Origin of the sequence: Nocardia terpenica, assembly GCF_013186535.1 — a bacterium.
Taxonomy (GTDB): Bacteria; Actinomycetota; Actinomycetes; order Mycobacteriales; family Mycobacteriaceae; genus Nocardia; species Nocardia terpenica.
In genome coordinates, this window is sequence record NZ_JABMCZ010000005.1 from 706,770 (window position 1) to 723,844 (window position 17,075).

At 65.1% G+C, this 17,075-nt stretch carries 19 protein-coding genes and 2 pseudogenes; 11 read left to right on the forward strand and 10 right to left on the reverse strand.

Going from position 1 to position 17,075, the window contains the following annotated elements; translation table 11 throughout:
- The first annotated feature begins 315 nt into the window (after nucleotides 1–315).
- Both HPY32_RS39135 and HPY32_RS39140 read left to right on the forward strand, forming a co-directional pair.
- Nucleotides 316–576 (forward strand): hypothetical protein, encoded by a 261-nt coding sequence (locus HPY32_RS39135; RefSeq protein ID WP_156674442.1) that lies wholly within the window; start codon nucleotides 316–318, stop codon nucleotides 574–576.
- Between the two features lie 90 nt (nucleotides 577–666).
- Nucleotides 667–843 carry a VOC family protein gene (locus tag HPY32_RS39140; protein ID WP_156674441.1) on the forward strand — a complete coding sequence of 59 codons (177 nt, stop codon included), beginning with the start codon at nucleotides 667–669 and terminating at the stop codon, nucleotides 841–843.
- Between the two features lie 160 nt (nucleotides 844–1,003).
- Here HPY32_RS39140 and HPY32_RS39145 read toward each other — a convergent pair whose 3' ends face one another.
- Both HPY32_RS39145 and HPY32_RS39150 read right to left on the reverse strand, forming a co-directional pair.
- Nucleotides 1,004–1,480: a GNAT family N-acetyltransferase gene (locus HPY32_RS39145; protein ID WP_067587902.1), complete on the reverse strand. Its 477-nt coding sequence runs from the start codon at nucleotides 1,478–1,480 to the stop codon at nucleotides 1,004–1,006.
- Nucleotides 1,481–1,750: 270 nt separating this feature from the next.
- The gene (locus HPY32_RS39150; RefSeq protein WP_156674440.1) at nucleotides 1,751–2,437 is read right to left on the reverse strand and encodes a hypothetical protein; all 687 of its coding nucleotides are present in this window, start codon (nucleotides 2,435–2,437) and stop codon (nucleotides 1,751–1,753) included.
- A gap of 48 nt (nucleotides 2,438–2,485) precedes the next feature.
- On the opposite strand from HPY32_RS39150, the pseudogene HPY32_RS46875 reads away from it, so the two are divergent.
- Nucleotides 2,486–3,052: pseudogene (locus HPY32_RS46875) on the forward strand (transposase family protein); the annotation flags it as partial.
- 103 nt (nucleotides 3,053–3,155) lie between these two features.
- Here HPY32_RS46875 and HPY32_RS39155 read toward each other — a convergent pair.
- Nucleotides 3,156–3,917: a metallophosphoesterase family protein gene (locus HPY32_RS39155; RefSeq protein WP_067587896.1), complete on the reverse strand. Its 762-nt coding sequence runs from the start codon at nucleotides 3,915–3,917 to the stop codon at nucleotides 3,156–3,158.
- A 119-nt stretch (nucleotides 3,918–4,036) separates the two neighbouring features.
- Between HPY32_RS39155 and HPY32_RS39160 the strand changes: the two genes are divergently transcribed.
- Together HPY32_RS39160 and HPY32_RS39165 are read left to right on the forward strand one after the other, a co-directional pair.
- The gene (locus HPY32_RS39160; protein ID WP_231951633.1) at nucleotides 4,037–4,510 is read left to right on the forward strand and encodes an ATP-binding protein; all 474 of its coding nucleotides are present in this window, start codon (nucleotides 4,037–4,039) and stop codon (nucleotides 4,508–4,510) included.
- Nucleotides 4,511–4,735: 225 nt separating this feature from the next.
- Entirely contained in the window at nucleotides 4,736–5,608 is an 873-nt protein-coding gene (locus HPY32_RS39165; RefSeq protein ID WP_067587892.1) for a GNAT family N-acetyltransferase, read from the forward strand.
- A gap of 157 nt (nucleotides 5,609–5,765) precedes the next feature.
- Here HPY32_RS39165 and HPY32_RS46675 read toward each other — a convergent pair.
- The 3 genes and pseudogenes from HPY32_RS46675 to HPY32_RS39180 form a co-directional block, all read right to left on the reverse strand.
- Nucleotides 5,766–5,882 (reverse strand): annotated as a pseudogene (locus tag HPY32_RS46675) (hypothetical protein); the annotation flags it as partial.
- A 196-nt stretch (nucleotides 5,883–6,078) separates the two neighbouring features.
- Complete coding sequence (locus HPY32_RS39175) at nucleotides 6,079–6,771, reverse strand: class I SAM-dependent methyltransferase (protein ID WP_197696492.1); 693 nt, start codon at nucleotides 6,769–6,771, stop codon at nucleotides 6,079–6,081.
- 231 nt (nucleotides 6,772–7,002) lie between these two features.
- The gene (locus tag HPY32_RS39180) at nucleotides 7,003–7,701 is read right to left on the reverse strand and encodes a nucleoside/nucleotide kinase family protein (RefSeq protein WP_067587885.1); all 699 of its coding nucleotides are present in this window, start codon (nucleotides 7,699–7,701) and stop codon (nucleotides 7,003–7,005) included.
- Nucleotides 7,702–8,634: 933 nt separating this feature from the next.
- Between HPY32_RS39180 and HPY32_RS39185 the strand changes: the two genes are divergently transcribed.
- The gene (locus HPY32_RS39185) at nucleotides 8,635–8,991 is read left to right on the forward strand and encodes a hypothetical protein (RefSeq protein WP_067587883.1); all 357 of its coding nucleotides are present in this window, start codon (nucleotides 8,635–8,637) and stop codon (nucleotides 8,989–8,991) included.
- Nucleotides 8,992–9,054: 63 nt separating this feature from the next.
- Nucleotides 9,055–9,720: an FAD-dependent oxidoreductase gene (locus HPY32_RS39190; protein WP_156674438.1), complete on the forward strand. Its 666-nt coding sequence runs from the start codon at nucleotides 9,055–9,057 to the stop codon at nucleotides 9,718–9,720.
- Between the two features lie 83 nt (nucleotides 9,721–9,803).
- Here the strand turns inward: HPY32_RS39190 and HPY32_RS39195 are convergent, their stop codons facing one another.
- Nucleotides 9,804–10,451 carry a hypothetical protein gene (locus tag HPY32_RS39195; protein ID WP_067587877.1) on the reverse strand — a complete coding sequence of 216 codons (648 nt, stop codon included), beginning with the start codon at nucleotides 10,449–10,451 and terminating at the stop codon, nucleotides 9,804–9,806.
- 206 nt (nucleotides 10,452–10,657) lie between these two features.
- On the opposite strand from HPY32_RS39195, the gene HPY32_RS39200 reads away from it, so the two are divergent.
- Entirely contained in the window at nucleotides 10,658–11,383 is a 726-nt protein-coding gene (locus HPY32_RS39200) for a nucleotidyltransferase domain-containing protein (RefSeq protein ID WP_067587875.1), read from the forward strand.
- 18 nt (nucleotides 11,384–11,401) lie between these two features.
- Here the strand turns inward: HPY32_RS39200 and HPY32_RS39205 are convergent, their stop codons facing one another.
- On the reverse strand, nucleotides 11,402–11,818 hold the full coding sequence (locus tag HPY32_RS39205; protein ID WP_156674437.1) for a hypothetical protein: 417 nt from the start codon (nucleotides 11,816–11,818) through the stop codon (nucleotides 11,402–11,404).
- 510 nt (nucleotides 11,819–12,328) lie between these two features.
- Here HPY32_RS39205 and HPY32_RS39210 point away from each other — a divergent pair.
- Nucleotides 12,329–12,841 carry a nitroreductase/quinone reductase family protein gene (locus tag HPY32_RS39210; protein WP_082871348.1) on the forward strand — a complete coding sequence of 171 codons (513 nt, stop codon included), beginning with the start codon at nucleotides 12,329–12,331 and terminating at the stop codon, nucleotides 12,839–12,841.
- Between the two features lie 530 nt (nucleotides 12,842–13,371).
- Here HPY32_RS39210 and HPY32_RS39215 read toward each other — a convergent pair.
- Complete coding sequence (locus HPY32_RS39215) at nucleotides 13,372–14,103, reverse strand: CPBP family glutamic-type intramembrane protease (RefSeq protein ID WP_156674436.1); 732 nt, start codon at nucleotides 14,101–14,103, stop codon at nucleotides 13,372–13,374.
- Between the two features lie 397 nt (nucleotides 14,104–14,500).
- Between HPY32_RS39215 and HPY32_RS39220 the strand changes: the two genes are divergently transcribed.
- Together HPY32_RS39220 and HPY32_RS39225 are read left to right on the forward strand one after the other, a co-directional pair.
- On the forward strand, nucleotides 14,501–15,001 hold the full coding sequence (locus tag HPY32_RS39220) for a MarR family winged helix-turn-helix transcriptional regulator (protein ID WP_067587867.1): 501 nt from the start codon (nucleotides 14,501–14,503) through the stop codon (nucleotides 14,999–15,001).
- Nucleotides 14,992–16,242, forward strand: coding sequence for an MFS transporter (locus HPY32_RS39225; RefSeq protein ID WP_067587864.1), 1,251 nt, complete (start codon nucleotides 14,992–14,994; stop codon nucleotides 16,240–16,242). The genes HPY32_RS39220 and HPY32_RS39225 overlap by 10 nt, the downstream gene beginning before the upstream one ends.
- A gap of 243 nt (nucleotides 16,243–16,485) precedes the next feature.
- Here HPY32_RS39225 and HPY32_RS39230 read toward each other — a convergent pair whose 3' ends face one another.
- Entirely contained in the window at nucleotides 16,486–17,070 is a 585-nt protein-coding gene (locus HPY32_RS39230) for a TetR/AcrR family transcriptional regulator (RefSeq protein ID WP_067587862.1), read from the reverse strand.
- Nucleotides 17,071–17,075: the final 5 nt, after the last annotated feature.

Sequence of the window (17,075 nt, forward strand, 5' to 3'; positions counted from 1 at the left end):
TTCGGATTGCCCGATTCGGGCTTCCCGATCGCGCGATCGGCCGCACTCTATCCGGCATGAACCACCAAGACGGACGCCTCTCGGTAGCCCAAGCCCGTATCCTCCGTGCACTGAGCTACGGAGGGATGCTCACCGAACACCAGATCAAGATCTCAGCGAGCCTCACGACTTGGAAAACGCGACAAGCCGTTTCAGATCTCACCACCCGCAACCTGATCGTGACCGGTGCCCGACAGAACCGATACGAGATCACTCAGCTAGGCCGAAACACGTTGGCCGCGTATGCATCCGACTACGGCGGGGTGAATGTCCACCATGGCCGAGACTGACACACACCGGACCCAGATCGACGGCCTCCAGGCAACCTGGACCCTGGACCGCTGCCCAACTCGAATCCGAATCCTCACCGTTACCGACGCATCCAACAACCTTCTCGCAGTAGAGTTTCCGTCCGGTCAGTATCCGGACCTGGCACAAGCCCGCACCCTGCATCCGGAGCTGACAAAGCTGTGGGACGCCGTCCGCCGCGACCTGTGGTGCGAACTGGTGCCGCGAAATCGACCCGCGCGAACGTAGCTATGGCCCCGCGCCGACGCCGGATTTGACCTCAACATATATTGAGATTCTAGTGTCGGTAACGATCATCGAGCACACCGGAGGTACCACGTGAAGATCCGCGAAGTATTCATCACCGCAACGAATCTCGACGCTGCCGCCGACTTCTACCGGGACGTGCTGGAGCTACCGGTGAACGCGACCCCCGATCGGGTTCGGATCGACATCGGCACCAGCCGACTGACTCTCACATCGAACTCCCCAACCACCACGGCAAACTCACCCTGACACCCCACATCGACCTCGAAGCAATCCAGGGGTGATCCAACGTGCCGGTCCAAATGTCTTGCCCGGCATGAGAAAACGAGCTCACAGCTTATCGGGTGATGCCTGATCATTTTGCAGCACAACGGGTTCTGCTCGTCACCGGCTCAAGCGGACGTTCATTTCAGTGAGTCAGCGTAAGCACCACCTCGTCGACCTCCTCGCCCCGCGCATTCGCAAAACCCCGTCCGCCACCGGTCACTACAAATCCACACTTCTCCAACACCCGAACGGAGCGGCTATTGTCCGCAGCCGCACGGGCATACAGCGGACGCTCGGGCACAATCCCGAGCAGCCCCCGCAAGGCGGCGGTAGCCACTCCCCGCCCCCAGTACTCCCGACCGATCCAGTACGTAACCTCACGCTCCTCAACCGGCCCGAAAACAGCAGCGTGCCCAAGAATCTCACCACCGCCCCCAACAACGGTACGCACAATAACCAACGGATCCCGGCGAACCCGCACCCAGTGCCCCTCGAAATGCGCACGATCCGAGGGATCCTTGGTGGTGAACGCCGCCACCCGAATCCCCTCGGGGTCATTCCAGTGGTCGAAGAAAACGGGCAGGTCACCGTCCCGCACCTCCCGTAGCGATACATCCAATTCAGAGCCTCCCCGGTAGTCGCCGCGTAAACGGTCACCTAGATCGCACGGCACCCTCCAACTCTCAAGGCGTGCCGACACTTCCGAGAGGTGTTCTACCAAACTCCGATGACACGCGCTCACTTCGCGCCCGAACACATGTCGGCACCAATCAATGGTGGCACCGATCCTCCTCGGTCGAGTCACGTTATTGTCCTGTGAGCCACAGTGCTATGGATTGCACACATAGTGCTGCAACGGAACTCGTCAGATCCGGATGCTGTCATCTCGTCATCGGGCTGGTCCGCCGAGCAGAGTTGTCGTCACCGCATGGACGGCGTCGCGGTAGCTGCAATTCATTTGCCGGGTCCGCAGTCCTGATGCAAGGCATTCCAGGGTCTCGTCGTGGAAGCACAGGACGTAATGCTTCATACGCGTGTGCCAGCCGCCTACGTGTCTGGGATGGATCGAGTTCCGTCGTTCGGCCTCGGCTATCCACTGCGAATTGATCACCTCATGGGCGGCGTAGGCGACGAGCCCGTTTCCGTCGAGGGGATGGCCTCCGATGGCCTCGTCGTTGAGCCCGCCGAACTTGATCTCGTAAACGCCCTCGAACTCGATGACCCCGAACGGTTTGGGCGAGCCGCTGGTGGGGTCGACAATGGTGACGCAAGTTCCATCCCAGCCGGAATCGACTGCCGGGAGGTAGAAGACCACAGCGGCACGGCAGCCGTCACAGACCACAAACGGCATCGGCGCACCGGTATCCCACACGATATCGAGATCGAGGACAACGGCGTATTGCTGGCCCAAAACGTGGGCAAGTTTTCGCTCGGCAGCCAATATCTCCAGTTCAATTGCGTCATAAGCCTTCCTGCCACCATCTGTCCAACGGCCTCCCTCGGCATCCAGCTTCTCGCGCTTGCGCCTGCATTCCTCCAGCCAGGATCGGGCTGCGGTGATCACATCGTCGTCCACACCCGACAGTCTGACCCACGCGATACAGCGCCGCCGATCGTTCGGCAGATGCGGCATGCGCTATTGGATCGTCCTGTGGCCAAGTTGGATTCGTTGATACCGAGAATCGGTGCGCGGTTCACGCGTTCGAAGCCACGGGCTCGGGCGCGAGAGTACGTATCGGGGCTGGAGCGTAAAAACGGTGGACGTCGGCGGAGCGGGCCGGGAGGTGCGCCCGGACAGGAGGCCGGTGACGAAACCGGTTTCCCGAAGAAGGACGTGAAACCCGTTGGGGCGCAACGGCAATACTCGGACAAGGCTGGTCGTGTCGAGAATTGCGCGCGTTGATCGACCGCGAACTCTACGTCCCGCTCTCCTGGACCGGCGACCGCGATCGCGAAGCCTATGACCAGGCCCGCTACCTGCGCGACTGGCTGGAAGAACGCGATGCGTTCTATGTGATGGCCTGCTGATCACCGAACTGCGCGCCACCTCGTGGCAGCGACTGTCGGTCGGCACGGGCGCGCACGGACCCGTGAGTACGACTGGGCACACCGCCCGATCGACGGCACCCGGGATCGCGGGCGAGGACACTGGCTGTTGGCGCGGGCGAGGGCTGACCCCGAACAGCTCGCCTCGTCCTGGCTCGAGGCATCGAAAACCATTGCCGCAAAAGCTGACTACCGAGTGTCGTCGCAGTACTACATGCTGGGCCCGATAGCGCCAACCCATCGCCGTGCTACGACTCTTCGCGGCCGTCTCGTGGGCCGAACGCGGTCAGCGCCTCGGCATCCGACGCTCTCGCGTGAAGGAAGTAGTCGCACCATTGCGCCACCTCCGGATATCCTGACGCCGCAACCACTGTGGCACACGCGGCAACCACGTCGAAGGGTGTGCGGCGCAGTTCCACGCCGGGCCCGAGCAGCGCCCAATGCGCACCCGGTCGGCCATACGGCATACCCACACTGCCCGGATTCACCACCAGCAGCCCGTGTGCCAGACGGGCGAAAGGCATATGCGTATGCCCGCACACCACCGTCTGGATGGTGTCGGGCAGTCCGGCCAGCACCTGCGCCCAGCGCTCCAAGCGGGTGTCGACAAGCACCACTTCTTCATCGTCTCGTGGTGTGGCGTGGCAGAAGAAGACCTCGCCGAGACCGTCGATCTCCAGTGTCACCGATTCCGGTAATCCGGCCAGCAACTCCACCTCGTCCTCGCGCAATTGCTCAGCCGCCCAGGACGCGATCGGATCCGGGATCGTGCTCCTTGCACCTCGCCGATACTCCACCAGTTCCCGATCGGCGTTGCCGCGCAGCACAATCGCCCGCTCACCCAGCGCCGTCAACCGGTCGAGCGTTTCTCGCGGTTGTGGACCGGCGGCGATGTCTCCCGCGACCACAATCCGCTCCGCCCGCAACACATCCCGCTCGGCCAGCACAGCCTCCAACGCCGGGAGTACTCCATGCACATCCGACACCACAGCGACCCGCGAATACTTCATGCCCCTTATCCTGGCCTGCCGCAAGTGATTTCACCTCCGGAGCTGGAGGGGCCATGGTGCCTCCGGATGAATTCGATCCCGGTGGGACCGGAGGGAGGCCATTCACTTACGATGAGCAAGTGACGGTGATCTTGGTGACAGGTATGTCCGGCACGGGGAAATCCACCGCGTTGAAACTGTTGTCGGAGCAGGGATATCGGGTGGTCGATACCGACGTCGGCGGCTGGATCGAAGAAGTGCCTGTGCCCGCCGGACTCGAGCGGCAGTGGCGAGAAGACCGGATCGACGCTCTCCTCACCGAGCATGAGCGTTCGGGCGAACCGCTGTTCATCGCGGGAACGGTATGGAACCAGCATAAATTCTATTCACGGTTCGACCATGTCGTTCTGCTCAGCGCACCCGTCGAGGTGATGCTCGAACGTATCGCCGCCCGCGAAACCAACCCCTTCGGTAAAACCATCGAAGAGCGCGAGCGGATCGTGGCGGACACAATCGAGGTCGTACCGCTGCTCCGCGACGCGGCCACACTGGAGATCGACACCAGCAGACCGCTCCCGGACGTGATCGCCCAACTGGCAGCACTCGCCGACTGATCACGAGATCGACTGGCGGCCAACGGCTGTGGGCCGCCAAACGTCGGCGCAGAGGTATATCAATATGCTTTCATTCTGTGCGCGTTGATCATTCGGTGTTCGAGGGTTGGCGGCACAGATATCCTCGAGCTCGCCTCGCGCCCCTTCCCGAACCTCGAGCCTCTGCTACGTCAGTCGGCGAAAACCCAGTGCGGACGGTCGGGACGGTGGTGTGTGATCGCAGGTATGGCGATCATGTTGCGCACGCCGGGAGTCGACGGGCTGGGCGAAGCTGTAAGCGTGCTGCGGGAGTGGCAGTGCGACGGGGTACAGCCACAACTGCATCCGGGAGATCTGGGTTGGTTCTGGCGGTTCGGTGCGGAAGCGACGGCCGCGGCGGTCCGCACCTGGCGCCGGGACCAACAGATTCTCGCCGTCGGGCTGTTGGACGGACCCGAGTTGTTGCGGCTGGCGATCGCGCCGGACGCTCAGCGGGACGAGGAGCTGGCGCACCAGCTGGTCGAGGACGTGACCGACCAGGAGCACGGCATCTTGGAGAAGGGGAAGATGTGCGTCGACGCGCCACGAGGTGCGCTGGTCCGAGATCTGTTGTCCTGCAACGGCTGGAACGCGGGCGAGGCGTGGACGCCGCTGCGTCGTGATCTCACGGAGCCAGTGCAGGACCCGGGGATGCGGATCGAGGTGATCGGGCCGGAACACGCGTCGGTGCGGACCGCCGTGCAGCGGGCATCGTTCGACGGGTCGACGTTCACCGACGAGCGCTGGCACACAATGGCCGCCGGATTGCCGTACGCCGACGCCCGGTGTCTGGTCGCCTACGACGAGCAGGATAATGCGGTGGCAGGGGTGACGATATGGTCGGCCGGTCCCGGCAAACCCGGGTTGCTCGAGCCGATGGGCGTACACCGAGGCCATCGCGGTCACGGCTACGGCACCGCGATCACCATCGCCGCAGCGGCCGCGCTCCAGAAGCTCGGCTCCTCGAGCGCGATCGTCTGCACACCGAGCGCCAATATCGGTGCCGTCACGACCTACAAATCGGCTGGCTTCCAACAACTCCCGGAAATCCGAGACCAATACTGCGACACCGTGCGATAGGACAGGACATCGGCGTAGTAGCCCCCACCCGGCGGCATTATCGCTGCCCTTCAATCTTTTCGGCCGGTGAGAGCCAAGGTGGTGCCCAGTCCGATCATCGCACCTCCACCGATTTCGTCGACTGCCTTGATCGCCAACCGCATTCGAAATCGCACACCTACTGGCAGCGGTGTCGGGAAGCGGAAGCGAATGACGCCGTATGCATCGAACCGAACAGCGTCTGCTGCGCGAATTCCTGGTCCACGTGCAGTGGGGTTCGATCACCGGTGACATCGCCGAACTGGCGTTGGGTTTCCCAGACCGAGCTCTAATGGCGTCACCGGAGGCTCGTCGGCGTCCACGCCAGTGACGGTCGGGGCGCTCGGCAACGTCGAATGAACGCGACATGTGCGCGCGTTGGAAGATCATGTCGCTCAGCTGATCTGGGCGGTTAAATCAACGCGCGCCATCGCGGCATGAGTGGACGTCGCTCAGATGTCGGCCGTGCGGCGGATGATTGCGAGGTACTCGTGCCGGTCGCGCAGGAGTGCGTCGAGGCTCGGATGTGGTGACGGTGGCAGGACCTGCGCTCCAGCGACGATCCCGGTCAGCGTAAGTCCGGTTCCGGATAGCAGCAGCGTCAGGTCCGCCGGGGTGTAGCAGCGCAGGAACTGGGTGACCGCCTTATCCGGACTGCTCGGCTCCCACCAGGTGTCGATCGCGGTGCAAGTGATGGGGTCGAAGTGAATCCGCTGGACAAGCTCGTAGTCGTACCCGGCGTCGGGATCGGCGGGCAGTAGTTCCTCGTCGCCGTCCCACCCGGCCCAGACAAATGGGTTCGCGACATCGATCAAGGCGGCGCCGCCGGGCCGCAGCCAATCGCATTCGATGCGAGCGAGCAGTCGCCGTTGGTCGGCATCGGAGCCGACACCAAACCCATTCCAGTAACAGACGATATCGAATTGCCCAGGCAGGCAGACCTCGTAGAAGTTCGCCTTGTGCACGGTCACCGATCCCGGAGCGACGTCTGCGTCCGACCCGCTGAAATGGTCGATCCGATCGCTGATCTCGACCGCGGTCACCTCGTATCCGGCCTGTGCGAGGGCTACCGCTGTCGCACCGTATCCCGATCCGAGTTCCAGCACTCTGCCCGAAGATCCACCGTGTTCGCGAAGCAGGGTCACTCGGCGACGATCCCGATCGGCCACCTTCGCATCGGCCTCGGCCCACCATCTGCCCGTCACCGAATAGAATTCCCGCACCCAATCCATGCAGTCGAACCAACCAGAATTACCGACAGCGGGCCACCTCTTTTACGCCGCCGGGCATATCAGTGCGTTCGTCAGCCTGGCTCAGGCCGGTTGGGAATGGTTGTCCAGCGGGCAGTTCATGCCAGGCCGTGGCCGCCGCTCCCGCTACAGCAGCGCGGGTCGGGCGTAGATCGAGTTGTCGATGACGACGTCCACATACCGCAGCGGTTGGACCTCGGCGAGGTAGATCTGTTCTGCCGTCAGATACCGTTCACGATGGATCTGCTCGTCGTTGTCCCGTTCCGTGCCGCGGCGTATCGAAACCTCCGGCGGTACGTGCAGCCAGACTCGGAAGTCCCAGTAGTCGTTGATTTCCGGCCGGAACGCGAACACCCCGTCGACGATCAACACGGCATCGTCGTCGGCCGTAGTCAGCACCGAGGAGTGGTCGAGTTGGGTCAACGGGTCGATCGCACACAACGCACAGTCACCGGACCCGTTGGGACCGAACGGCTCGAGCAGCAGCGCGCGGACCAGAGGGTAGTCGAAGGCGTTGCGGTAGTAGCCTTCTCCGGACTCGCGATCGTAGAGGTGCCGGTCGCGCCACGGCTTCTTGAAGTCATCCAGACTGGCCCGCAAGACAGGCCGTCCGGCCCGGGCGATCCGCTCCGCAAGTTCGTGCCCGAAGCTCGTCTTTCCCGAGGCAGTCAATCCGTCGATACCAACCCTCACCCGATCGCCGCGCAACGCCAGCACACGCTCGGCGACATGGCCGATCAGCGCCGCCCGTTCAGCCGACGCCGGATCAGGAACCGGTTGCTGCCATGTCGAAACCGAACGATACACACGCCCCCGAGACCTCATGCCCCAAGCATAGGGAAGACGCGCGCATTCCAGCCGAGCCCTCACCCTTCGAGAGCCGTTCGGCTCGTTGAAGCGGGATGTCATGCCCGGCACCGCATCTCGCCTTGTCTACCGCGCCGTCATGCGGCAATATCGGATGTTCTGCGGCTCAGTCGATCTCGCCACGCCGCCTGCCCAGCGATGTCGGTGCAGATCGAAACGCCATGTCCCGAGGTCGTACCCTCCACGAGGTCCGGGTGAGGAAAGACGTAGAACCCTAGCCTCGGGACGAGACCGCGCCGGTCTCACCATCATCGAATCGAACGTTCCCGCGTTCCCTTTCCAGAGATCGTTGCATGACTCGCACCACCCGCCACGTCCGGTCGATCTCGTGGCCACCTTTCCTGAGCTGGCACCGCAGGCCCGCACCACGACTCGACCGCACCCGCGTCCGGGAGTCCCGGCGCCCCAGGACAGTTCGATCGGCGGGCCACTGTTGTGGCCGGTGAGCGAGCCGCGGCCACACTGTCGCAAGGGTCAGCACCAAGCGGCCGGTCCCGCTGACATCGTCGGCGGACGCCAGGCTGCGGCGACTCCGACCACTGGGTCCCATATGAGGACCAAGCCGCCAATATCTCGTGGGGGTGCCGTACGAGGCGGCCCGAGCATGCCGACCCGGATCTGCATCTCCGACGACGCTGCCTTGATCATCCGAGTCTGCCCGACATCACACGACCAACCGCGTAGACGAGCAGACCGTCGGCGTGGAAGTGAGCGTCGATGTGGACACCGTGCGCCAGCCAGCCCGCACCGTGCGATACCTCTGTCGGGAAAGTCGGAAGGGGTGCGGCAGAGTGGCGAAATTCCGGCATCGGTCGCCACTTTACCGGCGATAGACCCTTCGGCGTTTCTCGAGCTTCGCGGGCTACCGAGTCACCGCCGTAGGCTGAGGGTGTGGGTCGCCTACTGTTCCTCGCCTTCTTCGTAGTCGTTGTGGCGCTGGCCGTGTGGTGGATCTCGCGGGAGTGGTCCGGCAACGCCGAACGCGTGGCCAACCATAAAGCCGAGGTCCGCCGCTATCTGGACCACATGGGCAGCGAACTGATCCTGCTGGACCCCGACAACGACACCGCCCTGGCCGCGCTCGGCGAAGCCTCCGACCGCATGAACACCGCCCGCACCCAACTGGCCTCCGCCACCACACTCGGCCAGGTCCGTATCGCCCGCGAAACCGCCCGCAGCGGCCTCTATTTCATCCGCAAGGCTCGCGAAGCCATGGGCCTAGACCCCGGCCCACCGATCCCGAGGTGACGATGAAATCCGTTCTGGCGCAAGGCCCGTGTGAACAGCGGCGCATGCCGGTCGCTGGATTCGATGTCGCTGCTGCACCTGCTGTGGTTGTTCCGGCTGGCCGCCCAACTCGGAGCCGACCACATCCACCTCGACGCCCCGGTCCGCAGAATCGGCCAGACCGGAAACGGCGTGGTCGTCGAGACCGACGACGCGACAGTGCACGGCCTGCGCGCCATCATCGCCACCCCGATCCCCCAGGTCGTCAAGATCGACTTCGACCCGCAGTTGCCGCCCGCGCTCGCGCGGCTGTCCCGGATCAACGTCGGCGCCGGAACGAAAGTCATCGCGCGTCTTCCTCAGAGTCACACGGTCGGGCACAATTCCGTTCTGGGCGGACAGTACCTGTGGGCGGCCTGGCGACACGGTGACCGACTGACCGGATTCGTTCCGCCGATGGCCGGGGCGGTTCCCGACCGCGACCTCATCGCCGACCCGGCCGCGGCCTTCGACGTCAGCGCGGCGATCGAACTGCGATCCACCACCGTATTCCGTTGGGGCGAACAGCAATACATCCAAGGGTGCGACGCGATCTTCGCGCCGAACGAGGTCTGCGGCATGGGTCCCGCTGACCGCACCGCACGGCCTGGTCAGCTTCGCCGGGTGGCCCGCAGCAGCTGGCCCGACAATATGGAAGGAGCTGTTCGCGGCGGCGAACGCGCCGCCCGCGAAACACTCGCCACCTTGTAACCGGTCACGCCCCATCAACGGGTCGGGAATGTACAGCTTCGGTGGCCGAAGCCGCGACTTGAACGCCGTGTATCGGCAATTCCCTACGGGCCGACGGTGATCGGCTGCGACGGACTGAGACTGTTGGTCAGTTCATAGGTGGCCGACAGCATTCCCGACGTGGCCGCCGGGCAGCCCGGGTTGCGGGTGCTTGTGGTGACCGGCACCGATGCGTGGTCGAATGTCAGTGTCGTCGGATTGGCGCTGGTCAAGGTTCCCGGCACCGAAGCGGGTCCGTCCGGGGCGAGTTCTATGTAGCACCTCGCCCCTTTCGTCGAGATCAACAGTCCGTTTTGGGGGATCGTCAGGGTTGCCGCGATCGGCGAACCATTCTGTACCGCGAGCGTCCAATCGCCATTGTCGAACCACTCGACGCTGCTGATGTCGGGCTGATTGGTCGAACAGTCCGCACCGGAAAACGATCCGAACCCCAACGCCACCGGTCCGTTGTCGTTATGGTTGCCAGGCGTTTCCGGCACACTCCCGCCTGCTCTGGAGAAGGTGCACGTGATGGTCCACTGGTCTGCCGTGAAGGTCACCGGCCCCCGGTTGACGGCGAGGATGGCAGCGCCCGCCGGGGTGACCGTCGTGGACCCCTGCGCCAGTGCGGGACCGCTGCCCAGCGCAACCACAGCCGCCGTACTACCGACCGCGGCGACCGCCACCCGCGTGAAAAACCTTTTACCGAACACCGGGCACTCCTTCGATCGAGACGTTCACAGTGTAGCGAGTTCCTCAGTGCCGCAGCCGCTTTGCCGGATATCCGGACCAGGACGCACCGGCCGAAGCGGCGTGGCTATTTGATCGCACGAGCGCCCAACGCGCTCAGCGGCCTGAACGTGCCGACCGTCTCGGCAATCTCATGGATGATGTCACCGTCGGTTCGTAGACTGCGTCCATGGTGACCTCGGTGCCTGTCGTGGCGGAGTTCGGCAGGCGACTGGCGGGGCTCGGGTGGGTCGATGATTTGTTCGTCGCGGGATCGCTGGCGACCGGGGACTATGTTCCCGGGGTCAGCGATATCGACTTGGTCGCGCTTGTCGACGGCCCGGTCGACACGCACCGGCAGGCCACTCTCACGGCGGTGCATCGTTGTGTCGACGAAGGTGCGGGCTGTGGCCTCAACCTCGGATGCGTCTACGTCGAGGCCGAGAAGGTCTCCGATGTTCGGATGAGGCATCCGACGTGGACCCACGGCTTGCTGGTCGAGCGCATCCTTTCCGGAATCACCAGGGCCGAGCTCGTGTGTCATGGATATGCCGTCTTCGGTCGCCCGCCGCGCGCCGTGTTGCCTGCGATGGGTGACGACGATGTCCGCGAAGCAGCCCGTGCCGAGCTGACCGGATACTGGGCGTGGGCGGCCCGGCGCCCATGGCTGTGGCTGGATCCCATCATCGCCGACCTCGGCCTGACATCGATGGCTCGCGGCCGCTATGCGCTGCGCAACGGTGCACTTCTGACCAAGAGCCAGGCAGTCGAACAGGCCGACGCTCCCCGCTGGCTGGTCGATCAACTACGCGCGAGACGCCGGGGCGAGAACCTCCCCTCACCCCGCCTGCGAACAGCCCTGATCGCCTGGCGCGACGCCCGCCGAACCGTCGCCCGCGCACACACCGGCACCTGAGCCGATCGGACGCCGCCATCAACGCCGTCGGCCACGTGCCGTCTGGCGGGCGGTGATTCCGAAGGCGAGGGCCGCGAGCAACAGGTCGAAGGCCAGCCCGCCGGGCCAGATCGGTGCGCCCGGATACCAGGACTCCGCGTAGCCGGGTGGGTCATGCCGGTCGGGACGAAAGTCGGCCTCGGTCAACGGGTATCGGGCAGTGCGGATCCACCGGGAGATGCTGCCGAGCGGATCGGTTGGATACCGCGAGGTGCCGCGCACACTCGGTGAGCGGGCGGCATCGGACAGTACAACCGGAACGACCAGCAGGACCAGACCCAGCTGCGTCAGCATCAGACCACCGAACAACGGCACCTCCGGCGGCTTCTCCTGTCGCGCGAGTAGCAGTCGCCACAAACCGACGGTGGCCAGCAGCGACACCGTGAACCATGCCACCGGCAACCGCCACCCCGCCATCCGGCGGAATTGCCTGACTGCCGCCGACCTGACGCACATCAGCCACAACATTGTCGCCCCACCCCGTCTCGAAGATCCCCGGGCACCCTACGACGAACCCGCCGTCAACGTCGTCCTGCGGCACCGATCGAAGCCTCGAGTCGCCCGAACAACATTGGCGGTCGGCGACCGGCATGCTGGGATGTCCTGAGCGGCAGCGGATCTCGTCACGGGCCACCTGGCGGCTCGACAGCGCATCCGCTGATCGCGAATGGCCGGACCGGACGGGCCTGACAGTGACTCGCGGAAGCCGCTGGCCTACGGGAAGACCTGAATATTCGCCAGCTAACCGGCATGTTAGTACGTTGGCAGATCGTGCCGCCCAACCGATCTGAACGATCGGCCAACGCGCGCCACGCGGCATGACAGGGCGTTGGCTTGCGAGATGCGTTCAGTTTTCTCGGTGAGCTTAGGACCGGATCTGTCCTATCTCTTCGGCATACTCGGCTCATGAGCGAGATCGAATCGACTGCGGGACAGTCGGATCAGGCCAACTTCACCGACTACACCGATCCGGACGCGCCGTGGAACCAGGCGTGGGACCAGCAGGGCGGCATCGCCAACTGGAACGATGACGTGATACGGGAGTTCCGGGAGAACGCGGGCACGGTGGGCGGCGCTTACGCGGGCGGGGAGCTCATCCTGCTCACCACCCTCGGAGCCAAGAGCGGCAAGCCGCACACGACTCCGCTGGGAGCCCTGTACCGGGACGACACCCTGTACGTGAGCTCGTTCCTCGAGGACAGGTACCCGGCCTGGTGGCACAACATCACGGCGAATCCGCAGGTCACCATCGAGCTCCGGGACAAGACCTACCAGGGGACCGGCAAGGTGCTCCACGCCGGGGACTACGACGAGTTCGCGGCCTGGGTGCTGGCCAACAACTCGCTGCTGGCGGATTTCCAGTCCAGGGTGGACCGGCCGATCCCGCTGGTCGTACTGACCCTCGACGGCGAAGGCTGAGCGCTCCTGGTGCACGAGTTCGGCACCCGAGAGGACATCAGCCTGGGTCGGGCCAGCGCCTGCACACTCGCGGAACGCTCGAAAAGCATGCTCATGCGCGTCGTCGCGGCAGTGAATTCCAGCTCGAGGTCCTCGCTCGTGGAGCAGTCCACCGGCGCGCTGTCGAACCGGGATGTGAACGGCACCAGGAGTTTCTGCCCGCCGGGCATTGTCAGCTCCAGCGGGGGCCGATGGTCCCGGGGCGCCATGTCGGTGAGCGTGGACAACGCCCGCGGGCACATAGATCAGATAGCTGTAATCGAGTCCCACCCACACCACTTCCCTCGACCGCACTGGACCCCCAGCGATAACAAGACGCTACCGCCGCTCAGGAAGCCATGTCGCCCAACCGGTCTGAGCGATCGGCCAACGTGCGCCATGCGGCATGTGTGGACGTCGACCAGCCGACCACGGGATCGGCCACGGTCCGGCGAACACCTCCCGCAACGGTGCCCGCCGCCCCGAGGCGCTGTACTCCGACGCGAACCGTGTCACTGGCCGCGCCACCGGCTCGGTAGCTTCCGGCGGTCGGGCGCGGCGCCGCTGCGCCACCAGGTCACCGACGCCCAGACGCCCAGCCCCAGCAGCACGAGGGTGAGCAGCGGCCGCACGAGGCCCGTGAACAGCCAGACGTTGAGGTCGTACAGGATGTGGGCAGCCATGAACGGCCACACCAGAACCGTTCTCGCATACGCGAAGCGCAGCAGGGCGACCCACGCCAGAACCGCCGCGAGCGCGCCCGGCCCGTAGTACAGGTGGAACGGCAGGCGCAGCACCACCAGCACGATCAGCTGTGCCCACCACGGCCACCGCAGCCGGGACGCGATCGCCATCGGCAGCGCCAGCAGCACCGTCTCCTCGACCCAGCCCGCGCGCACGCTCCCCTGCACCCGATCCCACACCGGGCGCTCGCCGAGCGCCGCGATCACACTGTCGTCGAGCCAACTCGGCATGAAGCCCAGCACCACGACCATACCCAGCCACATCGACAGGTAACCCGCACCCATCGCCTTGGCGAATTCGCTTGCCGTGCGGTGCGATACACGCAGCCCGAGCTCGTCGGCCCCCAGCCCGAGCAGCCGGTGCGCCGACCACAGCGCCACCGCCGCCAAGGGATAGCCCATCCATTGCGCCCACCGATAAGCCGCGGCGAGACCGGGCGTCCAGTTCGGCGGCTGCCTGGTTACCAGCACCGCGACCGCCACCGCGGAGCTAGCGCCCAAGCATGCGACAAAGGCGGTAATTTGCAGGACAAACGCGCGGCGGAGCCATGCTCTCGACATCACACCATCCTCCCGCTGCATGAACGGACAGGGATCGGCACGCCATCGACATTGCGATAACCAAAGTGTAGCCAGTACGCACTGACCGCGGCCTGCGGGCACCGTGCTGGCACGGGAACGCCGCGTCCCGAGCCGCTGACACGACCAGCACATCGACGCGCCACGTCCACCGCGGACACCGCCGCGCGGGAAATCGGCAGGAGCCCGTGTTCACGAGATCAACTGCTGGCCAACCGATCTGAGCGGTTGCACATCGCGCGGCATGTCAGGACGTTTCGATGGGAGCCATATGTCCTATATCTAACGGCACTTATATAAGCGCTGTTATAATTGCCGGATGAGCGAGGAGCTTGCGCAGGACCCGACCGAGCACAGCCGCTGGCGCCCATTGCGGTTGTTGCAGGCCGCGATGGACACCGAAATCGCCCGGATCTACACCGAGGCACACATCGAGGGCCTCAAGCCGAGCTTCGTGATGGAACTGATCCGGTTGCAGGCGCGGGGCCCGATGACGATCGCGGAGCTGGCCGAATCGGTGCAACGTTCACATTCGGCGATGAGTCAGAAGGTGGCGGCGATGCGGGCCGCCGGGTTGGTCCGCACCACGACCGGAGTCGATGCGCGCAGCAAGAAGATCACCCTGACGGCCCGGGCCCGGCGCATCGTGGGGCGGTTGGCGGCCGAGTGGCGTGCCACCGAGGCTGCCATCGCCGAGATCGAGGCGGAGATCCCGTACCCGCTCAGCACGGTTGTCACCGACATCGAGAACGCGCTGCACCGCAAGAGTTTCCACGACAGGATCGCCGAGAAACTGGCCGAGGACCCTGCATGGCAATAAGGGACGCCCTGGTGGACGTGGCTCCGCTGCGAGGGTCACCGCAGTTCCGGCGGCTGTGGGCCGGTGCGGCGTTGTCCGGGCTGGGTAGTCGGATGACGCTGGTCGCGGTGATGTTTCAGGTCTGGCGGAGCACCCACAGCACCGTATGGACCGGCATGGTCGGCGTCGCCCAGGCGGTGCCGATCATCGCCTTCGGTCTGTTCGCCGGATCGATGGCCGACCGCACCGACCGGCGAAAGTTCTACCTGGCCACCACTACTGGTCAGACAGTGTGCTCGCTGCTTCTCGCCGCGCAAGGGTTTCTCGGACAACTGCCGGTGACCGGGGTGCTGTTGTTGGTAGCAGTACAGTCCTGCTTCGTGGCCGGTGGCGGCCCGGCGTTCCGCGCGTTCATTCCGCATCTGCTGCCGCGCACGCAGCTGGCCGCCGGGCTGGCGTTGAACCGGATCGCTTGGCAGGCCGCGATGTTGGTCGGCCCGGCGTTGGGTGGGGTGGTACTGGGATCGCTGGGGATCGGTGGGTGCTATCTGATCGACGCGATCACCTTCGGCTCAGCGTTCTACGGCGCGTTCGGGCTACCGTCGATGCCGCCCGAGGGCGGACAGGCCCGGGCGGGTCTGGGCGGAGTGCGAGACGGTTTGGCGTTTCTGATCGGAAACCCTGCCGTCCGCGGCGTTTTGCTCGCTGATCTGGCCACCACCGTGCTGTCCATGCCGATCAGCCTGTTCCCCTTGATCAACGCCGAACGCTTCGGGGACAACCCGCGCACCCTCGGGTTGTTTCTGTCGGCCGTCGCGGTCGGCGGCGCGATCGCCTCCGTCCTGTCCGGGACTTTTACCCGGCTGCCGCGCCCTGGTCTGGTGATGTTGTGCGGTTGCGCGGTCTGGGGCGGTGCACTGGGGCTGTTCGGTCTCGTGGGCAATCCGTGGCTGGGACTCGGTTTCCTGGTCGTGGCCGGTGCCGCAGACACCGTCGCGGTCGTGTCACGCAGCACGATCGTGCAGCTGAACACGCCGAACGCCATGCTCGGCAGACTCGCCGCAGCTGAGCAGATCGTCGGTCGAGCCGGACCCGATATCGGCAACCTGCGGGCGGGCATCGTCGCGGGCCTGACATCCGGGACAACCGCACTCCTCAGCGGCGCACTACTGTGCTTGGCCACCATCGCCGCCATTGCTACAACCACTCCCCAACTACGCCTAACCACCCACGACATCCCACCAACCACGAACGACGTATAACAACGCGACATCCGCTGGACGGGCAACACCGACGTTCTGCGCCGCAACGGCTCTCGTCCTGTCGACCGCCCGATCAGCGGCAAAGTCGGACGTTCGGCGAAGACCTAGCCCGTCGGTCTGATCGCGGCATACAAGAGCATGTCCACACGCTTCCCGCCGATTTCCTGATGGCGCAGCTAGCGCTGTCGTCAACGATCCTCACGGAAAAGACGTTGGTATCGGCGAGTTTTCGGGCGGTGTGGTTCAGGTGAGGGCTAGTAGGTAGCGGCGGGCGAAGGCTCGGATGTCGTCGTCGGTGTCGAGGGCGGCGCGGCTTGCCGGGGTGAGCAGCAGGGATAGGCCGATGCGGGCGGCGAGTTCGGCGGCGATGTCGACGTCGGGGGCGTCGGGCCGGGCAAGGCGGTATTGCTCGGCGAAGAATTCGGTGACCGAGGCGAGGACGGGGCCACCCTGGGTGGTGAGGAACGGCAGGACGGTGTCCGCGTCGGTGACGAGGATGCGGGTCACCAGCGGGTCGGCGCGTAACCCCTTCAGCGACAACGTGAATCCCTCGACCAAGCGGTCCTCGAAGGTGGTCAGGTCGGCGACCGCGGCGGTGACGGTCTCGAAGAATCGGCGGGCCCAGACGATCGAGGCGGCGGTGACGAGGTCGTCCTTGGTGGGGAAGCGCCGGTGGACGGTGGCGCGATGCAGGCCGGCGCGGCGCGCGACGTCGGCGATGCTGACGCGGCGGAACCCGAATTCGGTGAATTCGGCGAGCGCCGCGTCGATGATCTGTTCGCCGGTGGCGTCCTGCTCGGGGTTGGTCGCCAGCAGTGCGGCCAGCATCGCGA

Bases quoted from the DNA above. Each gene is read 5' to 3' on its own strand.
- HPY32_RS39135 (WP_156674442.1), top strand. From the start codon at position 316: ATGGCCGAGACTGACACACACCGGACCCAGATCGACGGCCTCCAGGCA.
- HPY32_RS39155 (WP_067587896.1), bottom strand. From the start codon at position 3,917: ATGAAGTATTCGCGGGTCGCTGTGGTGTCGGATGTGCATGGAGTACTC.
- HPY32_RS39165 (WP_067587892.1), top strand. From the start codon at position 4,736: ATGGCGATCATGTTGCGCACGCCGGGAGTCGACGGGCTGGGCGAAGCT.
- HPY32_RS39180 (WP_067587885.1), bottom strand. From the start codon at position 7,701: ATGAGGTCTCGGGGGCGTGTGTATCGTTCGGTTTCGACATGGCAGCAA.
- HPY32_RS39190 (WP_156674438.1), top strand. From the start codon at position 9,055: ATGTCGCTGCTGCACCTGCTGTGGTTGTTCCGGCTGGCCGCCCAACTC.
- HPY32_RS39200 (WP_067587875.1), top strand. From the start codon at position 10,658: ATGGTGACCTCGGTGCCTGTCGTGGCGGAGTTCGGCAGGCGACTGGCG.
- HPY32_RS39210 (WP_082871348.1), top strand. From the start codon at position 12,329: ATGAGCGAGATCGAATCGACTGCGGGACAGTCGGATCAGGCCAACTTC.
- HPY32_RS39220 (WP_067587867.1), top strand. From the start codon at position 14,501: ATGAGCGAGGAGCTTGCGCAGGACCCGACCGAGCACAGCCGCTGGCGC.
- HPY32_RS39225 (WP_067587864.1), top strand. From the start codon at position 14,992: ATGGCAATAAGGGACGCCCTGGTGGACGTGGCTCCGCTGCGAGGGTCA.
- HPY32_RS39230 (WP_067587862.1), bottom strand. From the start codon at position 17,070: ATGCTGGCCGCACTGCTGGCGACCAACCCCGAGCAGGACGCCACCGGC.